This window comes from Cognatundibacterium aquatile, assembly GCF_014699135.1.
GTDB lineage: Bacteria > Pseudomonadota > Gammaproteobacteria > Burkholderiales > Burkholderiaceae_D > Undibacterium > Undibacterium aquatile.
The window spans coordinates 283,100-303,689 of sequence record NZ_JACOFT010000006.1 but is presented as its reverse complement, the minus strand read 5'-3'; the positions used below and the strand labels follow the sequence as shown (position 1 = coordinate 303,689).

General features: G+C 47.5%; 14 protein-coding genes and 2 tRNA genes. 10 read left to right on the top strand and 6 right to left on the bottom strand.

The window, feature by feature from the left end; genetic code table 11:
- The first annotated feature begins 205 nt into the window (after window positions 1–205).
- Genes pilV through H8K26_RS16265 form a run of 6 tightly spaced genes read left to right on the top strand, consistent with a single transcriptional unit; the run spans window position 206 to window position 7,521 of the window.
- Complete coding sequence (gene pilV / locus H8K26_RS16290; protein ID WP_190480888.1) at window positions 206–778, top strand: type IV pilus modification protein PilV; 573 nt, start codon at window positions 206–208, stop codon at window positions 776–778.
- A gap of 2 nt (window positions 779–780) precedes the next feature.
- Window positions 781–1,827, top strand: a complete 1,047-nt coding sequence (locus H8K26_RS16285) for a PilW family protein (RefSeq protein WP_190480887.1) — start codon at window positions 781–783, stop codon at window positions 1,825–1,827.
- Window positions 1,787–2,488 carry a pilus assembly PilX family protein gene (locus H8K26_RS16280; RefSeq protein ID WP_190480885.1) on the top strand — a complete coding sequence of 234 codons (702 nt, stop codon included), beginning with the start codon at window positions 1,787–1,789 and terminating at the stop codon, window positions 2,486–2,488. The genes H8K26_RS16285 and H8K26_RS16280 overlap by 41 nt, the downstream gene beginning before the upstream one ends.
- Window positions 2,489–2,536: 48 nt before the next feature.
- A complete protein-coding gene (locus H8K26_RS16275; protein WP_190480883.1) occupies window positions 2,537–6,472 on the top strand; it encodes a pilus assembly protein in 3,936 nt (1,311 codons plus the stop codon).
- A 19-nt stretch (window positions 6,473–6,491) separates the two neighbouring features.
- Window positions 6,492–6,953, top strand: coding sequence for a type IV pilin protein (locus H8K26_RS16270; RefSeq protein WP_190480881.1), 462 nt, complete (start codon window positions 6,492–6,494; stop codon window positions 6,951–6,953).
- A 1-nt stretch (window position 6,954) separates the two neighbouring features.
- Window positions 6,955–7,521: a GspH/FimT family pseudopilin gene (locus tag H8K26_RS16265; RefSeq protein ID WP_223827064.1), complete on the top strand. Its 567-nt coding sequence runs from the start codon at window positions 6,955–6,957 to the stop codon at window positions 7,519–7,521.
- Between the two features lie 298 nt (window positions 7,522–7,819).
- Here the strand turns inward: H8K26_RS16265 and H8K26_RS16260 are convergent.
- The 3 genes from H8K26_RS16260 to H8K26_RS16250 all read right to left on the bottom strand — a co-directional run bounded on the left by H8K26_RS16260 (window position 7,820) and on the right by H8K26_RS16250 (window position 9,325).
- Window positions 7,820–7,895, bottom strand: a tRNA-Asn gene (locus H8K26_RS16260).
- A 79-nt stretch (window positions 7,896–7,974) separates the two neighbouring features.
- A tRNA-Asn gene (locus H8K26_RS16255) sits at window positions 7,975–8,050 on the bottom strand.
- Window positions 8,051–8,110: 60 nt separating this feature from the next.
- Window positions 8,111–9,325, bottom strand: a complete 1,215-nt coding sequence (locus tag H8K26_RS16250; protein ID WP_190480879.1) for an amino acid aminotransferase — start codon at window positions 9,323–9,325, stop codon at window positions 8,111–8,113.
- Window positions 9,326–9,546: 221 nt separating this feature from the next.
- Here H8K26_RS16250 and uvrB point away from each other — a divergent pair, with 221 nt between their 5' ends.
- Window positions 9,547–11,640: an excinuclease ABC subunit UvrB gene (uvrB, locus tag H8K26_RS16245; RefSeq protein ID WP_190480877.1), complete on the top strand. Its 2,094-nt coding sequence runs from the start codon at window positions 9,547–9,549 to the stop codon at window positions 11,638–11,640.
- A gap of 139 nt (window positions 11,641–11,779) precedes the next feature.
- Here the strand turns inward: uvrB and H8K26_RS16240 are convergent, their stop codons facing one another.
- Window positions 11,780–13,126 (bottom strand): GGDEF domain-containing protein, encoded by a 1,347-nt coding sequence (locus tag H8K26_RS16240; RefSeq protein ID WP_190480876.1) that lies wholly within the window; start codon window positions 13,124–13,126, stop codon window positions 11,780–11,782.
- 341 nt (window positions 13,127–13,467) lie between these two features.
- Between H8K26_RS16240 and H8K26_RS16235 the strand changes: the two genes are divergently transcribed.
- From H8K26_RS16235 to H8K26_RS16225, 3 genes are all read left to right on the top strand, one after another.
- Entirely contained in the window at window positions 13,468–14,049 is a 582-nt protein-coding gene (locus H8K26_RS16235) for a DJ-1/PfpI family protein (RefSeq protein ID WP_190480875.1), read from the top strand.
- Window positions 14,050–14,110: 61 nt separating this feature from the next.
- Window positions 14,111–14,455, top strand: coding sequence for a ribbon-helix-helix domain-containing protein (locus H8K26_RS16230; RefSeq protein WP_186885653.1), 345 nt, complete (start codon window positions 14,111–14,113; stop codon window positions 14,453–14,455).
- Window positions 14,456–14,843: 388 nt separating this feature from the next.
- Window positions 14,844–15,383, top strand: coding sequence for a cysteine hydrolase family protein (locus tag H8K26_RS16225; RefSeq protein WP_190480874.1), 540 nt, complete (start codon window positions 14,844–14,846; stop codon window positions 15,381–15,383).
- An 83-nt stretch (window positions 15,384–15,466) separates the two neighbouring features.
- Here H8K26_RS16225 and cphA read toward each other — a convergent pair whose 3' ends face one another.
- Together cphA and H8K26_RS16215 are read right to left on the bottom strand one after the other, a co-directional pair.
- Window positions 15,467–18,037 (bottom strand): cyanophycin synthetase, encoded by a 2,571-nt coding sequence (gene cphA / locus H8K26_RS16220; RefSeq protein WP_190480873.1) that lies wholly within the window; start codon window positions 18,035–18,037, stop codon window positions 15,467–15,469.
- A gap of 150 nt (window positions 18,038–18,187) precedes the next feature.
- On the bottom strand, window positions 18,188–20,365 hold the full coding sequence (locus tag H8K26_RS16215; protein ID WP_190480871.1) for a cyanophycin synthetase: 2,178 nt from the start codon (window positions 20,363–20,365) through the stop codon (window positions 18,188–18,190).
- Between the last annotated feature and the right edge of the window lie 225 nt (window positions 20,366–20,590).

The following is a 20,590-nucleotide window of genomic DNA, read 5'->3' as shown; positions in this document are numbered from 1 at the left end:
TTGCTTTTTGCGCGCAGGATTATCATGTTTCGGCGCTGGTGGCTTTATTTCTGATCCCGACGCCTCTTCCCATTACCACTCCTTATTCAGCCGTCTTCTGCTCTTCGATCTTACTGACCAGCGGTCACTATGGCTGGACGAATGGTAAGCCTTCTTAGTACGGAAGACTTAGAATGACATACTGTAAAAATTTACTATAAGAATCATGATTTCTACTCAAGTAAAAGGCTTCTCTTTAGTCGAAGTGCTCATCGCCGTGTTCGTGTTGGCGCTCGGAGTAATCGGCGCTGCTGGATTGCAGCTAGCAGCAGTCCGTACTTCTCAGCAAAGCGGGTATCAGACTATCGCAGTTGAATTGGCAAATGAGCTTGCAGATAAGATGCGATCAAGCGATGCTCAAATGAAGTTATCTGACTCAGCAAATGTGTTTGCAAATATTAGATACGATTCCGCTTCCGACTCTGATCCTACTGCGCCTACGCTTTGTTACAGTTCATCAGCTAATTGCAATGCAAATGATTTGGCAAAAGCGGATATTTACGAGTGGTTGGTCAATGTAAAAAAATTACTGCCAGGCGGCAGAGTTTTAGTCTGCCGAGACTCGGCGCCGTTCGATACTTCCGCTAAAGCACTTACATGGACCTGTACCGCTGACTCTAACTCTGGATTAACAATAAAAATTGGCTGGAAGAGCAAAAATCCTGACGGAAGTTTTGTTACAAGCAATGGAGTAACGCCGCCAAGTGTTGCGCTGACAGTTGAATCTTACGTGAAATAGTCATGTCTAAAAACGCCCTTAAATCCACCTCCATGGTTAACTCATTTAAACTTAATCAAAATGGCTTGACTTTGATTGAATTGCTAGTCTCAATTACAGTAGGCCTGCTAGTGGTTTTGGCTGCAACTGGCTTAGTTGTTTCTACGAAAAAATTATTTCTTAGTCAAACCGAGGGGAATGAAACGCAGGATACGACGCGTTTTGCGTTAGATAACATTTCTCGTTCAGTCCGCCAGTCTGGCTATGTAAATTATGATTTCGTTAATTCTGCAAAAATTACTCCTTCTACTGCAAGTGCTGATATCGTTGGTATGGATGCAAATAGCGTATCCGCAACATCGGATGATATTGCTTCCCCGACCGGTAACTCTGTAAATTTTAGTGACTTATTAGCTATTCGTTTTTTTGGGTCTGGAAAAACCGGTACGGGTGATGGATCTGTCAGTAATTGCGCAGGATTCTCAGTTCCTGAGCCTGTTTCATCAAATACAGCAGGCCAGGATCGTGGATGGAGTATTTATTACGTGGCAAACGATGCCAATGGCGAACCTGAACTGTTTTGTAAATATTACAGTTCCGACTCTGGCAAATGGAGTGCTCAGTCGCTTGTCAAAGGAGTCGAATCATTTCAGGTACTGTATGGTGTTGACACGAGCAATCCAAAGGATGGTACCGCAAATAAATTTTTAACTGCGACGGCTGTGAATGCTTTAGATGCAGCTTTGGTGTTGGACGGTAATACTGCAGATGAAAAAGCCAAAGATTTGAACCGTAAAACTTTTTGGAAAAAAATCACAGAAATAAAAGTTGCATTGCTTGTAAGTGGTGCGCAGAATTCACGTCAGGATGAGGCGAAAACAACTTACGATTTGTTTGGTGCAAGTTATGCCTCCACTAGTTCTGGAGTTGATAAAGGTACCACTATCAGGGAGGCGGATATACCTGAATCAAGGAGAGACCGAATACGAAAAGTATATAACGCGACGATTCAGGTTCGTAATGTTTGTGATGTTGATCCTGACCGTGACACTTGCCGTTCTCCAAATTGAGTCGAATATGTTTAGATTAAAAATTATGTCGCAGACGGGTGTAAATTTATCTCAGTTTTCTTTGTTAAAACGACAAAGAGGGGCATCGCTGATTGTCTCGTTGCTGATGTTGATTGTTGTGTTGATGCTGAGTATTTCTCTTGCAATGGTTTCGTTGCAAGGAGAAAAGGCATCAAGAAGTGATCGCGACCGCCAAATTGCATTAAATGCGGCTGAGGCAGCGCTAAAAGACGCTGAAATGGATATTGATCCTCAAGTCGTACTTGCCAACGGAAGAAGCAATTTATTCGACGCGACATCTAATCTTTTTTTCGAAGCGGGATGCGCATCTGGCGATGGTAATCTTTATCAAGGTATGTGTGCAGCTGCTGTAGAGGGGCAGCAAGCAACTTGGATAGCTGTCAATATTGCTGATGATAGTGCCGGCTCTGTCTCAGTGAAATATGGCCGATTTACTGGTCAAACTATGACGACTGGAAAGGGAGTATTTCCGGCTAAGTTGCCACGCTATATTATTGAAGCGGTACAGGATACTGAAGCTGGGGGTAAAGCTGACGATCAAACCAAATATATTTTCCGCATTACTGCGGTTGGTTTTGGCCCTAATCCAAATGCTAAGGTGGTTTTGCAGTCTTTCTACAGAAAAGCTGTTAAGTCATAAAATTTGTACAACCAGAGTCAACATTCAAACTCTGGCCGGAGAGCTAATATGAAAAAAATAATCAAGTCTGTCGTTTCAATCAGTTCCTTACTTGCTAGTACCCTGGTCGTTGCCGCGCCACCAGTAGTTAATTTGGCCAACATTCCTCTTTATTCGGGAGGGGGGAGTGTAAGACCAAATTTATTATTGGATCTTTCCGTGGAGTTTCCAACAGTAAAAGCGGCTTATAACAATGCGAGCGACTACAATAAAACCGTTGAATATCTTGGTTATTTTAATTCTAAGAAATGCTATACAAATGGCGGGGTTAAGAGTTTTACTTTAGTAAATACATCTGGTACCGCAACTGGCAGTTCAAAGACAGCTAGTTGGTCGAATACTCAACCCGCGGTAGCAAATGCTGCCAATTCTTTTTTCCAAATTTCTGGAGATGCAGACAGTAATTATGAGTGTGACGGAAGTTCGTTCAGTGGTAATTTTATGAATTGGGCCTCATCGTCTGCAATTGATATGTTGCGGCTTTCCCTGACTGGTGGAGATCGTATTTACGATGGTGATACCCAGACGATATTACAAAGAGCCTTTTTATATAGTAGTTTTTATAATTCAGGCTACTTTACAAAAAAATCAATCAAAGCATCAACAACTCAAAGTGCACCAAATAAGGTAACACCGTATTCGGTGACAACGTTGTATATCCTGAATTGTGATAATAAGATTTTATTTAACGATGCTACGACTACCGCTGGTTGTGCAACTAACAGAACCTATCCTACCAACTTATCCTCTAGTGATTCAAAATTGATTTCAGGTACGGATAGAACGCTGGGTGAATTTCTTGTTCGGGTGCAGGTATGTGATGCAAACGAAGCATCAACGAGGACAGATTTGTGTCTCAAATATCCTAACGGTAGTTACAAGCCTGTAGGAAACATGCAGCGGAATCAGAACAATGTAAGATATGGTGCTTTTGGTTATCTGATGAATAACGTGAATACACGTTATGGTGGGGTGTTACGTGCGCCTTTGAAGTATGTCGGCAGTAAGCAATATCGTGCTGCAAATGGTTTCGCGGAAGAGGTGAATGACCGTCCTGAGTGGGATGCAAACACAGGGATTTTTGCTGCAAACTCAGAAAATGACGCCTCTGGAAATAGTGGTGTTATTAATTATCTGAATAAATTCGGACGCACTGGAAATTATAAAGGTTACGATCCTTTGAGCGAGTTGTATTATGAGAGTATCCGATATTTGCAAGGGAGACAGCCCACATCGAATGCCTATTCATCAATGTCAACGACGGAGCAGGATAACTTTCAAGTGCTGACAACTTGGGTTGACCCTGTTGAGGCATCATGTCAGAAAAATTACATTATTGTCATTGGTGATGCCAATACTCACCAAGATACTTATATTCCAGGCGGAACTTTAACCGGAGCCAGTCGTAGTAAACGTGCAGCAGATACAGCAACAACACAGTGGCCAGCTTTTAATGTGGCAACACAGACTGGTCTAGTTGCCACCTTGGAGTCTTCATCTTCATCGGGGAATTCTGCTCCGGCTACTTCCTTGGCGAATATGGCCACAGCATATACGGGGTCAAGTAGCGGAACGTTTTATATGGCAGGTACAGCCTATTGGGCTCACACGAACGATATTCGTCTTGATAAGCCCGTGCGCGTCAAAACCTTCACGATTGACGTAGACGAAAATGGGAATGGCTCTATTGATAATGCGTCCAGAAGCAATACTGCTCCGCGTTTGTCTCAGCTTTATCTGACGGCAAAATATGGCGGTTTTAATGATCTTAACCTTGATTTAAATCCGTTCAAGACGTTTGGTTCGGATGGTAAAACGGTTGTTAATAATAATAAGGAGTGGGCGAGCGGAAATGGTACTGATCCTGACAATTTTTTTCTCGCCAGCGAACCAAAGAAGATGATGGCAGCGATTGATAATATTTTTAAATCTGTTGCTTCTAGTGGGGGGAATCTTGCTGGTGTAGGTATTTCGTCAAACTACGCGAGCGATAATCCTTTTGTGTATGCTCCAGGGTTTAAGGCAGAAAAGTGGTCAGGCAGTCTGAATAAAATATCTGCAATTGGATCAAATCAAACGCCGGTCTGGGATGCAGGAATTATTCTGACTGGCGATCCGGTTGCTAAACCTTCGATTGCTCCAAATCCTTTACCAGCGAATCGTAATATTTTCACGTCAAAAATTGCAGCGGATGGTTCTTTGTCTTTGACTTCATTTACATCGTCAGGCAGCGCGTTTAGTGTGACAGATCTACTTGCATTAAATACAGATCCACATACAGGGATTGTGGATAATTTTGCAACAGATAGGATTAATTTTTTACGTGGAGATCGTAGTCAGGAGCAGTCGAAAGATGCGTCAGGTAACGTAACCGGTAAGTTCAGGGTTCGGGATAGCGTACTGGGCGATATTATTAACAGTGCGCCCGTGTACTATGGTGCGCCTTCAAAAAATATTACTGGCGCGGGATATAGTACTTTTTACAAGGCTTATGTTAATCGACAAAAGGCTGTGTACGTTGGTTCAAATGATGGAATGCTGCATGCGTTTGATGCAGATAATGGAACGGAGTTATTCTCTTACGTTCCGAATGCCTTAATTTCAAAATTAAACAGGCTGACAGATCCTTATTATAGTCATCAGGCATTTGTTGATGGCCGTATCACGGTGAAAGAGGCTCAGGTAAAAGGAAATTGGAAAACCTTATTGATATCTGGTTTTGGTGCTGGCAATAAGGGTGTGTTTGCTCTTGACGTCACAAATCCTGCCAATTTCTCAGGTGGGTTGGGCGCTCTTTGGGAGTTCACAGATAAGATAGATGCCGATATGGGGTATGTGCTTTCACCACCAATGATTGCCAAATTCCGTACTGGAGGAACTGCAAGTAATCCTACCTATTCTAATTTCGTCGTTGTTTCCAGTGGGTATGATAACTACGATTCGAATCCGTCTGCGACAGGACAGGGGGCGCTGTTCTTACTATCGTTAGACAAAAATCCGGGAGACCCGTGGACAATAAATTCAAACTATTTCAAATTGCTAACTCCAATTAAAGATGCGACGCAGCGTAATGGCTTGGGTGCCCCTAACGTGACATACGGCAACGATGGTGCTGTGAATTATGTTTATGCAGGTGATTTGCAAGGAAATATGTGGCGATTTGATTTTACTGGAACAGATTTATCAAAGGCTAAAACAGTAACTACGCCTGTGTTTACTGCAAAAACTCCAACAGGTGAAACACAGCCAATTACTGTACAGCCTCAGATCGTATTTGCTCCTGGAGGCGGTTATATCCTTCTGTTTGGTACTGGAAAGTATTTAGAAACATACGACGTTACGCCTGTAAATTATCAAGTGAATACTTATTACGCCATACTTGATACGACTTATACTGCTGATGCGGTGACAGGGCGTAGCCAATTGGCACCGAGAACGACTGCTGTGTCTGGAACTGGATTGACCTTAACTGGTGATAAGTTTACCTATGGCACGGCGACAGGGACAAAAAAAGGCTGGTATTTTGATTTTTATGATTCGAAGAATACCGGTGAGCGTATTCATCACACATTACCCGGTGCAATTGCTGGTAACTATTACTTTTTTAATACCTTAATTCCAAGCAACGATCCTTGCTCAGGCGGCGGTGGTCGTGAATATATGGTGGATGTGCTAACTGGCTTGAATTCAGATGTTACTGGCACTTTGTCAACGATTGGTTTATTAACATCACCAGTGATTATTTATACATCAACCACTACCGGAGACAGAAACGCGACGGGTAGTCGTAAAATTACTACATCAATTACTAAAGTTGACAGTGGACCTAATGGCAGCAAACGTACAGCAGCTCCTGATGCAGTGACTCGCGCCGGGCGTTTGAGTTGGAGGGAGTTGCAAAATTATGATGAAATGCGTAAAACGGCAATTTCGAGTGGGCAATAACAAATTCTAAGAGTTCAATATGAAAACAAATAACAAGGCAGGCTTTACTTTAATAGAGCTAATGACTGTAATCGCTATTATGGGGATTTTGTCTGCTATGGCTTATGCTTCATACAGCTCAGCAATGACGAAAGCAAAACGTTCAGAAGGAAAATCTGCGTTGATGAAGTTGATGCAGCAAGAAGAGCGCTTTTACACGCAAAATAATAGTTATATAGTATTTTCTCAAGCGTCCAGTGACGCAAACGAAAAGAAATTTAATTGGTTTTCAGGAGATTCCGCAAGGAAGAGTGCTTATGAGATCAGGGCAACTGCTTGTAACGGGGATACGATACAAAACTGCGTTTTATTGACGGCGACACCTGGAACTACGAATGTTGATGGTAACTTTAAGGATACAGTTTGCGGTAATCTGACGATAACAAGTACAGGCATAAAAGGTTTTACCGGTACAAATGGAACCAAAGAAGAGTGTTGGTAAAATGGAAAAAACATTCAAATATGCTCTCGCCGGAGGTGGGTTTTCTCTGGTCGAGTTGATGGTGACAGTTGCGATTGCTGCTATCTTAATGGCAATTGCGGCGCCAACTTTTAGTATTTTCATTGATAACCAAAAATTACTGACCACGGCAACGGAATTCTATTCCGCAGTTAATATGACGAGGTCAGAAGCAATTAAAAGAGGCGCCCAAGTGACGCTTGCGGCAAATGATGGAGTCGCCTGGACTTCAGGGTGGACAGTGTTTGTCGACACAAATGGCAATGCTCGTCCAGATGCAGGAGAAACGACAATATTTACCCATGATGCCACTTCCCAAAAAATGGAGGTGGTAGGCCAGTTCACGGACGGCACATCTCCTTATATCTCTTATACTGGCAATGGTCGAAGCAGGACTAATGCGAATAGCCAACAGCCTCAAGCCGGGACTATTTCATTCAAATTGGGAGCAGCAACTCGGCGGGTAAAAGTGAATTTTTTAGGACGTGCGCGCATTTGCAATCCTGATACCGATTTAAAAACCTGTACGGATAACGCTACGGGAAATTAGTTGATATCGCGGTAATGATTTTTAGCCGAGAGCAGGGTTTTTGTGAGAGATTTACCTGCTGCAATCCTTGCGGGGTAAGCGCAATCGGAAATGTTCGATGTCGGTAGAGGGGAGTGGTTGTACGTTTTTCCTTAACCGGAGAGGTACCTAAACCGGTAATCCTGCACTATCCGGCAGGTGAGGCCTGAATATTCCCATCCAACATCCAGAGAGAGCGACTCCTGGATATGAAATGTGTGCAGAATAAAAAAGAGTTACAAGCATAAGCGAGTAACTCTTTTTTATTTTCCTACTTATTTGGCTCCCCGACCTGGACTCGAACCAGGGACCTGCGGATTAACAGTCCGTCGCTCTACCGACTGAGCTATCAGGGAATAGAAGAATTTTATATCTTCGTTTAACTTTTTACGCACAGTGATTTGTTATTAAGTTCACTGCTTACTTCGAATTCTGTGGCTCCCCGACCTGGACTCGAACCAGGGACCTGCGGATTAACAGTCCGTCGCTCTACCGACTGAGCTATCAGGGAACAGAGACAAAGATTATATTCGTTGCCCCTTAACTTGTCAACGACTCAAGCCATTCAAACTCACAAAACCTTAGCGATAGCATCGATGACGTTATCGATGTTTTTGCTATTCAACGCCGCGACACAGATGCGTCCGGTGTCAACGGCATAAATGGAATTACCCTCACGGAGTTTGCCAACTTGTTCCTTAGTTAAACCAGAGTAAGAAAACATACCGCGCTGCTGAATAACAAAATCAAAGTTGTGAGTCGGCGCTTTTTCTTTTAGTTTTGCAACGAAAGCATGGCGCATTTCACGTATGCGGACGCGCATGCCGGCCAACTCTTCTTCCCAAAGTTGGCGTAATTCTGGCGTGGCTAATACTGTTGCCACAACCTGTCCGCCGTGTGATGGTGGATTTGAATAGTTTGTACGAATAACGCGTTTCAATTGCGACATGATGCGTGCCGCTTCATCTGCGCTGGATGCAGCAATACTGAGTGCACCAACGCGTTCACCGTAAAGCGAGAATGATTTGGAAAATGAGTTGGAGACAAATAATGCACCGCCTGCTTCAGCGAAACGGCGTACTACTTTACCATCAGCTTCTATGCCATCGCCGAAACCTTGATATGCCATATCCAGGAACGGAATTAAACCGCGTTGAGTGACGACTTCGATGACTTGTGTCCATTGATCATCCGTCAGGTCTGCGCCGGTTGGATTATGGCAGCAGGCGTGCAGCAATACGATAGAGCCGACTGGCATGGTTTTCAATGCATCTAACATACCTGCAAAATTGACGCCGCGGGTATTGGCGTCATAGTAGGGATAGTTGTTGACTTTGAAGCCGGCGGATTCAAACAGGGCGCGATGATTTTCCCAGCTAGGGTCACTGATCCAGACTTGTGATGTAGGTGCAAAGCGTTGCAAAAAGTCTGCGCCCAATTTCAATGCGCCTGTACCGCCAATGGCTTGTGCTGTGATAGCCCGTTTTTCCAGAACCACTGCGCTGTCAGCACCAAAAACTAATTCCTGCACTGCTTTATCGTAGGCTGCGAGCCCTTCAATCGGTAAATAAGTACGTGGTGCATATTTCTCGATCAGAATCGCTTCAGCCTTTTTTACACACTCGAGCAAAGGAACCTTGCCATTGTCGTCGTAGTAAACGCCAACACCAAGATTGACTTTCGCTGGATTCTGATCAGCGTTGTAGGCTTCAGTAATACCCAGTATCGGGTCGCGAGGTGCCATCTCGATGGCGGAGAACAGAGGAGAAGAGGTAGGAGCAGTCATGATAATATGGAAAATTATCTGCCGTTGCCGACAGTAATGGTTGGAGTGATAAAAATACGAATGTTATAGGGCTTACGTAAAATTGTTCAGGCTAGGTATGCTGAGCAATACAGTGTTATCAGTATGGATGGTACTAATCAGTTGACGCGTGGATAGCGCGTTTTCACGTTTGTTTTGCGTAAATCCTATCAGCCTCATATTCTAACAAAGGTAATAGAACCATGGCGGTCGCACCTGTGAATTCAGTCGCTTTATCTGATCAATTGGATGAAGCAAAGTTTATATCGTTTCCAGACTCTCCTTATCAGTTATATCAGTTGTTTCAGCCAACTGGTGATCAACCAACTGCCATTGCTCAGTTGGTGGAGGGCATCAATGACGGACTATTTTTTCAAACTCTGCTGGGGGTGACGGGCTCCGGTAAGACGTACACGATGGCGAATGTCATCGCAAGAACCGGCCGTCCGGCGATTATATTTGCACCGAATAAAACCTTGGCTGCTCAGTTATACAGTGAGTTCAGAGAGTTTTTTCCGCGCAATGCAGTTGAGTATTTTGTGTCTTACTACGACTACTATCAGCCTGAAGCCTATGTACCCCAACGGGATCTGTTCATTGAAAAAGATTCCGCGATTAACGAGCATATCGAACAGATGCGCTTATCTTGCACCAAATCACTGATGGAGCGTCGGGATGTGATTATCGTGGCAACTGTGTCAGCCATTTATGGTATCGGTAATCCTAACGAATATCACAAAATGATTCTGACTTTGCGTGCCCGAGACAAAGTCAGTCAGCGTGATGTCATTGCCCGTCTGATACAGATGCAGTATTCGCGCAATGACGTTGATTTTGGTCGCGGTACTTTCCGGGTACGCGGTGACACCATTGATATTTTCCCAGCTGAACATGCTGAACTCGCGGTTCGCGTGGAAATGTTTGACGACGAAATCGAAAACTTACAGCTGTTCGATCCACTGACGGGTCGTATTAAGCAGAAAATTCCTCGTTTCACCGTATATCCGGGTTCGCATTATGTAACACCACGCGAGACGGTTTTGCGGGCGATAGAAACCATTAAAGAAGAGTTGCGCGAACGCCTGGATTTCTTCCGTCGGGAAAACAAGCTGATCGAAGAGCAGCGTATCGAGCAGCGTACCCGCTTTGATTTGGAAATGATGGCAGAGATAGGTTTTACAAAAGGGATTGAAAATTATTCACGCCACTTGAGTGGTGCCAAAGCGGGCGAACCGCCACCGACGCTGGTCGATTATTTGCCAGCCGATGCCCTGATGTTTTTGGATGAGTCGCATGTGCTGACCGGGCAATTAAACGGTATGTACAACGGCGACCGGGCGCGGAAAACCAATCTGGTCGATTATGGCTTCCGCTTGCCGTCGGCACTTGATAATCGTCCGCTCAAGTTCGCTGAATTCGAAAGCAAAATGCGGCAAACCGTGTTTGTTTCTGCGACACCGGGAGATTACGAGCACCAGCATGCCGATCAGGTGGTGGAGCAGGTTGTGCGGCCGACAGGATTAGTCGATCCCGAAATCGAAGTGCGGCCAGCGTTAACGCAAGTTGACGATCTGATGGGCGAAATTACCGACCGCGTGAAGAAAAATGAGCGGGTACTGGTCACGACCCTGACCAAACGCATGTCGGAGCAGTTAACGGAATTTTTAACTGAGAATGGCATTAAAGTCCGTTATTTGCACAGCGACATTGATACCGTTGAGCGGGTGGAGATTATCCGTGATTTGCGTCTTGGTACCTTTGATGTATTGGTCGGTATTAACTTGCTGCGTGAAGGGCTGGATATTCCAGAGGTCTCATTGGTGGCGATTCTGGATGCGGATAAAGAAGGCTTTCTGCGCTCTGAGCGCAGCCTGATTCAGACGATTGGTCGTGCGGCGCGTAACCTGCATGGGAAAGCGATTCTGTATGCCGATAAAATCACAGATTCTATGCGTCGCGCCATGGGCGAAACCGAACGTCGTCGCAACAAGCAACTGGCATTCAACCTCGAAAATAATATTACTCCGACAGGTATCCGCAAACAGATTAAAGACATTATCGATGGCGTGTATAACCAGCAGGAAGCCAGAGATGATCTTGTGGCGGCGCAGGAGCAGGCAAAATACGAAGTCATGAGTGAGAAGCAGATCAGTCGTGAAATAAAACGTCTGGAAAAACTGATGCTGGATCACGCAAAAAATCTGGAATTCGAGAAAGCCGCACAAGTCCGCGATCAGCTCGCGCATTTGAAACAGCAATTGTTTGGTGCCGGCGGCAGCGATAATGTGCCCGTCTGAAGACGGAATAAGGCGCTATTAGTAGGTGCAGGTGATATGGAATCCGCCGTATCACCTGTTTCCGTTATTGCGTTATTGCGTTATTGCGGGCTGGCGGGGTGCCATTCTCAGCAATCACAGCAGTCAAAGCGATATGTACTTAATACTGCCAGCGTTTATGTCCGGCTTCTGGTAAATCCTGCATCAGGCAAACCTGATTACGCCCGGCTTGTTTTGCCTGATACAGTGCGGCATCGGCTTGTAAGAACAGATCGTTTTCAGTTTTGCAGCAAGGGAAATCGGACAGGCCGCCGCTGAACGTGAATTGCTTATTTTCTCCCGGCCTGGTTTCAAAAATGATGTTGCTGAACGCCTCGCGCATTGCGTCCAGCTTTAGTTTGCCTTGTTCTCGATCGCAATCCCAGAATATCACCACGAATTCTTCGCCACCGAAACGGCTCAGCAAATCATGCTCGCCCAGCAATCCTGAAAGTACCAGCGATAAACGTTTAATGACGATATCACCGAAATAATGCCCCCAGGTATCGTTGATGAGCTTGAATTTATCGATGTCGAGAATGCCATAGGCGAGGCACTTTCCTTCGCGATTGGCGCGGCGTATTAATTCTTGCGCTTTCTTTTGCAAACCGATTTTATTCAGCAGACCCGTTGCGCGATCACGGCTGATCAGATCTTTGCTGGCGCGGATTTTATCGATACGATTCAGTAGCAGGCGGGTCAGTACGTCGTTGTCCGTCTTTTGTATGATTTCATCGAAGCCGCTGTCGAGTGCGTGTCGTGCGAGCATGGTATTCGCCTCTTGTTGCAGCATGATGATTTCACGACTCTGATCGAATTCAATGTTCTTTTTTAATACCCGCACCAGTGCTTCTGTATTCAAAAAATGCGATTGATCGATCATGACGATGTCAGGCTGCATTTCTTTGACTTTGACATGTAACGAGCGTGCATCCTGCGAATGCAATAGCTGCACGCTGTGCTCGGCAAGTAACTGTGTGTTGAGCGGCACGATCTCGCCGAGATAAACGATCACATTGGTTTCGCCGCGTTTGTGGCGGCCAAAAAGATTGAATAGTTTATCAACCAACACTTCATTGCTGATTGGTTTTTCAGCGTAGGCCAGGCAATTACTTTCAACCAGCTTTTGTTGTAGTAAGAAGCGTTCACCCTGCCTGACCGTTTGCAGATAGACATAGTTATGGTGGGCTGGCAGTCTTTGCAACAGATCGCTGAGGAACATGGTCTGACGACGCTGCTGCTGCATGTCGTTTTGCATGTTGTAGAGCACGTCGAGATCAATCACAAATAAATCCTGATCGCTCGCATTTTCGACGGCAGTGACAAAGTCGCTCATCTGATCGAAAAAGTGTATGTCGAAATCATACTTATGCGCGCAGAGCAGAAGTTCTTTTTTATTGTCTTTGATGAAAAAGGTCTGTGCCAGCAGTTTTACCTGATTCTTAAATAACAACCCTGCTTCTGCCATTGCTTCTCCGTATGTGCGCCAGTCGGCGTAACACCAATAAATGAAACCATGTTGCTGTGTTGAATTTTATACGAGATTGTTCAGCGTCTTCTATATGCAGGCTGAAATATCCGATTTCTTCATCTGCGAAGTACGATTATGGCGTAAAAAAGACAGGCGTACGTTGTATGTCTGTCTTGGCTGCAATCGCAGGTGCGTAGTCGCTTCCGCGCTAGGCAGTGGTGTCGTTGCTGAATGCAAGCGCGGACGGATTTGACGAAATGTAGTATCCCGTCATTACCATCAGAAGATCAATCCGCTTAACAATCAGTTTCCGCTTTTAACCGATAACAGGAGACATCATGGCTGCAAAAAAAATTCTTATGCTGGTAGGGGACTTTGTTGAAGATTACGAAGTGATGGTGCCGTTTCAGACACTGCTCGCCGTTGGTCACGAAGTGCATGCCGTTTGCCCGGATAAAAAAGCCGGTGACTACGTTGCGACGGCGATTCATGATTTTGAAGGCCAGCAAACCTACACGGAAAAACCCGGGCATCGTTTTATTCTGACGCATGATTTTGCCAGTATCAATGAGCATGACTACGACGCTTTGTTGATTCCCGGCGGCAGGGCACCGGAATATCTGCGCCTGAATCCGCGCGTGATCGAAATTACACGCCATTTCGCACAGCAACAGAAACCCGTTGCCGCAGTCTGCCACGGTGCGCAGATTCTGGCTGCGGCGAAGGTATTGGATGGCGTGCGCTGTTCAGCCTATCCCGCCTGTCAGCCAGAGGTGGAGCTGGCTGGCGGCGTTTATGCGGCAATCCCTGTGACCGATGCAATCACCGACAAAAATTTTGTTACGGCACCAGCCTGGCCTGCGCATCCGGCATGGATTGCGCAATTCCTTGCTTTGCTGGGAACAAAAATCCATTTATAAAAATGGCATTGCCCGTATAATCGTCAGCAGAAAGTTTGCTTGGCGATTTGCGGGGTGCATCATGTGTGAAATTTTTGTCAAAGCCGACCCTGGCTTGTATGAATCCAAAGCGCGCTCGCTGCGCTTACACGGCGTCGTTACTTCGATTCGTCTCGAAAAACTGTTTTGGCTGACCCTGCAGGAAATTGCTGAACGCGATGGCATGAACACGAATCAACTCATTACCAGGCTCTATGATGAGTTGATTGAATATCGCGGTCATATCGATAATTTCAGCTCTTTTCTGCGCGTTTGTTGTCTGCGGTACACATCGCTGATGGTGGAGGGGGATATTTCCACCAATAAAAATCTGCCATTGGCAGGTGTGCGGGAATCGCAGCCAGAGATGGCTCGTTTTTTAATTTGATGCCTGTTTAGCAGCGGCGCAAATTCACCGGGTGCGGTCAGCCCGGTATTTTTTTGGGCGCAAGGCACATACTCCCTCCTTAAAATGCCATTTTTGCCTTCATCTCCTTATAAATAAAGGGCTTCTGAATATACTCCCCCCAGTATATTTTGGCCCCATGAGTGCTGCTGATGTCACTTCTTTACTCCTGACGCGGATTCTGCCATCCGCCATCGTTGGATAGCGCTACCGTATTTCTGTATTGCGAACGATGTTCTTGCACAGTGAGCGAATCACATCGATCTTTGTACCGCGTGCAAGATGACGATGAGCCTGATCCGGCAGCTCAGGATGTTTTTCTGGCATTTTATGCGTTAAGATCAGTGCTTCACCTGCATAAAGGTTCGCGATGAAATGTATTTTGCTGATTATCGACGTGCAACGCGGTTTGTTTGATCACGAGCCGCGACCTTATGAAGCCGATGCGGTCGTTGATCGCATCAATATTCTTGCTGACCGGGCACGCCATGCGGGAACCCCTGTTGTTTTCGTTCAGCATGAGACCGAAGACGACGAACTGGCGTTTGGCTCAGACAACTGGCAACTGGAGCAGCGGTTGATTCTGGAAGACGGCGACACCATTTTGCGCAAGACCACGCCGGATTCCTTTTTACGCACCGAGCTGAGCAGTTTGCTGGAGCAGTGGGGAGCTGAGTTAATCGTCATTTGTGGTTATGCCAGCGAATTTTGTGTCGATACCACCAGCCGCCGGGCAGCGGCGCTTGGTTATCCTGTGATTATTGCTGCCGATGCGCATACCACTCACGATAAAGCGCATGCGAGTGCTTTGCAGATACGCACACATCACAATGCGACGCTGGGAAATATCAGCAGCTTTGGTCCGGCGATCCGCGCGATAGACAGCCAGCAGATTGTGTTCGGAATCTGATGCGTGAGCGAGCAGTAGATATCGCGTTCCAATAAAAATGCCGGGATCAACCCGGCATTAGTGTGTTGAGGGAAATGACTGAATCAGTCTTCCGCAACCCGCTTGGCGATGTGAGCCAGAGCTTCTTCCACCTGATCGATCAGAATCAGACACAGATCACCTTCTTCCAGTCTGTCCATTGCCAGATCAATCGCGATGAATTCACCGTGTATCTCATCAACCCGACTGGTCTTTGAGGCATTTTTCAAGCCTTCGCGCAGCAGGGCAACAACTTCACCATCAGCACGACCACGCTGACACTGATCCTGATACAGCACGACATCATCAAAGGCTTCGCCGAGAATTTCAGTTTGCTGACGAATGTCCTGATCCCGGCGGTCACCGGCACCGCTGATCACAACCGAGCGACGTTTGGCCGGCATGGTTTCGACTGCACGTACCAGCGCCAGAATCGCATCCGGATTGTGACCGTAATCTGCGATCAGGGTGGCGCCGCGGTATTGGAATACATTGAAACGACCCGGCGCATTATCCGCTTCATTCGCAAAGGTTTTCAGGCCAGTGCGGATGTGATCCCAGTCGAGATTGATGGCCCATGCCGCGGCAACTGAGGCCATGACGTTTTCGACCTGAAAGCCGATGCTGCCGTTGCGGGTGATAGGGATGTCGGCCAGCCGTATACTGTGGCGGGATTTGCCCTCGGCAGCAATCAGTTCGCCGTTTTCTATATAAACAACTCGCTTACCCTGTGCACGGTGCGCGGCCATCACCGGATGCTGGCTGTCGGCCGCAAAGAAAATCACTGCCGACGGGCAATTCGCTGCCATGCTGGCAACGATAGGATCCGCAGCATTCAGTACGGCATAACCGTTATCCGCCACGTTCTGGACGATGACGCGTTTCAGAACGGCCAGATCTTCCACCGTTGTGATGTAATTCAGGCCCAGATGATCGCCGGAGCCGATATTAGTAACGACGGCAACCTGGCAGCGATCATAGGCCAGACCTTCGCGCAGGACGCCGCCACGGGCAGTTTCAAATACGGCAGCATCGACATCTGGGTGCGACAAAACATTACGCGCGCTGCGAGGGCCGCTGCAGTCGCCGCTATCGATCTGGCGATGACCAATATAAACGCCGTCCGTATTGGTCATGCCAGTGCGTAAGCCGCAGGCAGTCATCAGGTGGGCGATCAGACGTACTGTGGTGGTTTTTCCATTTGTACCAGTGACGGCAACGATGGGAATGCGGCCATCTTCTCCATCCGCAAACATGGCGCTGATGATTGCTTCACCAACGGCGCGACCTTTCCCGAACGACGGGGAAATGTGCATGCGCAAGCCCGGTGCCGCGTTGACTTCGACGATGCCGCCATTTTGCTGTTCTATCGGTTTTAACACGCTGTCTGCCACCAGATCAACGCCGCAAATATCAAGACCGATCATTTGTGCTGCAGCGACAGCGCGTGCGGCGACTTCCGGATGAACATCATCGGTCACGTCTGTCGCGGCGCCACCCGTAGAGAGATTGGCGTTGTTACGCAAGACGACGCGCTGGCCTTTTGGCGGTACAGAGTCTGCTTCCAGACCTTGTTTTGCGAGACTGGCAAGCGCGATATCATCAAAACGGATTTTAGTCAGCGAGGTGGAGTGACCACTGCCGCGACGCGGATCTTTATTCACCTGTTCGACCAGTTGACGCACCGATTGTTTGCCATCGCCCACCACTTGCGGCGGGTCGCGACGTGCAGCGGCGACCAGCTTGTTGCCGATGACGAGCAGACGGAAATCGTTACCCGGTAAAAAGCGCTCAACCAGGATGTCGTCGCGGAACTCTGTTGCTGCATGATAGCCAGCAACCAATTGTTCACGTGTGGTGACGTTGACGGTGACGCCTTTACCCTGATTACCATCTTTAGGTTTGACCACAACAGGCAAGCCGATTTCCAGGGCGGCAGCCCATGCATCATCGGGGCCGTCAACGGAACGGCCAAGCGGCACAGGTACGCCGGCTGCGTGTAACAGTTTTTTGGTTAATTCTTTATCTTGTGCGATCGCTTCGGCAATGGCGCTGGTGCCATCCATTTCCGCTGCCTGTATTTTTCGCTGACGTGAGCCCCAGCCAAATGCGACCAGGCTGCCATCGGTCAGACGACGATAGGGGATATTGCGGGCAACGGCTGCGTTGACGATAGAGCCGGTCGATGGTCCGAGGCGCACATCTTCATCGAGTTCGCGTAACTGATCCAGCGCGGCTTGCAGATCAAACGTTGTGTTGTTGAGTGCGGCATTAATCAGCTTTTCAGATAGTTCGAGTGCGAGGCGACCAACGGCTTCTTCGGAATATTCAACAACGACCTGAAAAATTCCCTGTTCCAGGGTTTGCGTCGTGCGGCTGAATGTAACCGGACATCCCGCTTGCGCCTGTAAGCCCAGGGTGGTCAGTTCAAACACATGCGCAATCGAGATCGCATCGTTGTAGCCTGTCGGTTGCAAAATGCTTAGCTCGGGGAATAATGCACGCAAACGGTCTTCAAAACCGACCAGTTCTGCAATTGAACATTCAGCTTCGTTGCAGGCAACGATCGCTTCTACCGACGTATGATGGCTCCAGAGATTCGGGCCACGCAGGGCACGGATGCGTGATACTTCCATAAAACTTAGTCCTGTTGAAAGGGGCAGTTAATCAGGTAGCGTTGACGGATGCGATACATCTTCATCCTTAAAGCCGCTTGCTACCTGTGATTTTTATTTAAGCAAATTTAGCGAAATTGATTGAGCGACGGATTGTTCAGCATCCCTGTTTCAATATACGGTTTTCGGGCTGGAATCAAAAGTTCTGAGCCCGGCACCGATGAGTTCCGGACTGACATCCAGCGCCCAGGCACCGGCAACTGCGGCCATAATGCTTTCAGGTTGCGCTGCTTTCGTCGGTTTCAGTGATGACAGTGGCAGCAGGGCGGTTTCTTCGGCGCCACTTGCCAGAACAATATTATTGTCGCGTATGAAAACGACACGTTCACCCGCTGCACGATGCGCTTTGAGCGTGTCCAGATGTTCATCGAGTGCATAGAAAATAACTTTGCCATCACATAACTCGGCCAGATCTGCTACCTCAGGTATTGCGGCATTCAGAACAGCAGTACCGGTGCGCAGCACGACATCAACCTGCGTACGCATAATTTTGCGCATCTGCTCAGCATCGTTGATATAAAATTCGCCGAGATCTTCGTAACCATCAAAATCGGTGACGATTCCGACGCTGCACTTGTCGTAAGCGAGCCCATCTGTTAGTAGCGCGCGGGCATTGGTTTCAAACACCGCTGCTTCAACTGAACGGTTAATCAGCAAACGTTGACCCGCTTCCCAATTCGCACAATTGCCGTCGGTGACCAGACGTTTGTTCAGGTATAAACCCTGACGACTGGCGACACCAGTTTCCTTGCCGGCGATGTTCAGTAAGCCGCCTATCAGTCTCGAAATCAGATCGGTATTGCGTGTGCCAGCGACGCCGACAATTTGTATGCGACCGGTTTCTTCTTCCGCAAACAGATGATCGACAATCGCCTTGCCTACATCACGTCCTTCACCGTTTGCTGGTTTGATGTGTGCGAGTAAACCCGGGCTGGCATTGACTTCAATGATGGCGCCACGTTGTTCTGTCAGAGGGCGGCTGATATCTTCGGTGACCAGATCAACACCAGCGATATCCAGTCCAACGATGCGTGCCGCGAGTGTGGCTGCATAGGCAACATCGGGATGAATAATATCAGTCACATCCAGTGCGACGTTACCATTGAGCTGAATTAATACTTTCTGATTGTCCTGTGGCACGGAATCGGCATCCATGCCCTGGCGTTTGAGTTCGAGTATCACTTCCGCAGCAACAGCGGGTTGAATGATATTCAGAGGGAATTCTTCGGTTGTTCCACGGCGTGGATCAGTATTGATCTGGGTATCCACCAGTTGCTGAACGGTGGATTTTCCGTCACCTCTGATCCAGAGCGATTCGCCCTTGCCAGCGGCAACAACTTTATTCCCCACGACTAATACCCGATGTTCGTCGCCTGCGATGAAACGCTCAACAATCACGCTTTTACTGTCGCCCTTACGTGCAGCGAGATGATAGGCCGCTTCCACGTCCGCTTGCGTCATCAGATTCAACGACACACCACGACCGTGATTGCCGTCATACGGTTTCACAACAACCGGCAGACCGATATCCTGCGCTTCTTCCCATGCTTCTTCAGCACTGCGGACGATGCATCCTTCAGGAACGGGGACGCCGCAGGCTTTCAGTAATGTTTTCGTCAGATCTTTATCAGAGGCGATACTTTCGGCAATGGCGCTGGTACGGTCAGTTTCTGCCGTCCAGATGCGGCGTTGTGCGGCACCGTGACCGAGTTGAACCAGATTGCCATCGGTGAGGCGCAGCGAAGGAATGCCGCGATTCGTTGCTGCATCGACGATGCTGGCCGTGCTTGGGCCGAGACAGCGTGCGTCAACCATGTCACGCAAAATACCCAACTGTGTTTCGAGATCAAATGGCTGATCCTCAATGGCGGCCATCAGTAAATCACGAGCGATGGTCAGTGCCGCGCGGCCGACTTGTTCTTCGCGGGTACGGAATGCCATTTTGTAGACGCCGGTCACACCTGTCGAACGGGTTTGTCCGAAGCCGGTGCGCATTCCTGCGAGATTTTGCAATTCCAGTACGACATGCTCAAGGATGTGACCAGACCAGGTACCTTCACGCAGACGCTCCAGAAACCCCCCGCGCTCACCGACACCACAGCGATGCTCAATTAAACCGGGGAGCCATGTTATTAAACGCTCGTACAAACCCGGCAACATATTCGATGGTGTGTCTTCGAGTGCTCCGATATCAAGCCAGGTTTCGATGACTGGCCGGTAAGTCCAGATATTCGGTCCGCGCAAATAGTTTACACGGAGAATGCTGATGTCTTTCTTCTTTGTCGTCATGTAAGTAATTTCTTATAGATCGGGAACAACAGACCTGATCTTGTCAAATTTAGAGCATTTTCTCTTATTAGGAAAAATTTTTGCTGAGTTTAAACAAATGCACCTGCTGAAATTTGCCGGTATTCATTTATTCATTACAAAGCAGAATAGAAAGACGGTCTTACTGATATACTTGCGCTTTAGCGCAAACAGCATTAATCCTCTTGATCAGTTTCATCTGATTAT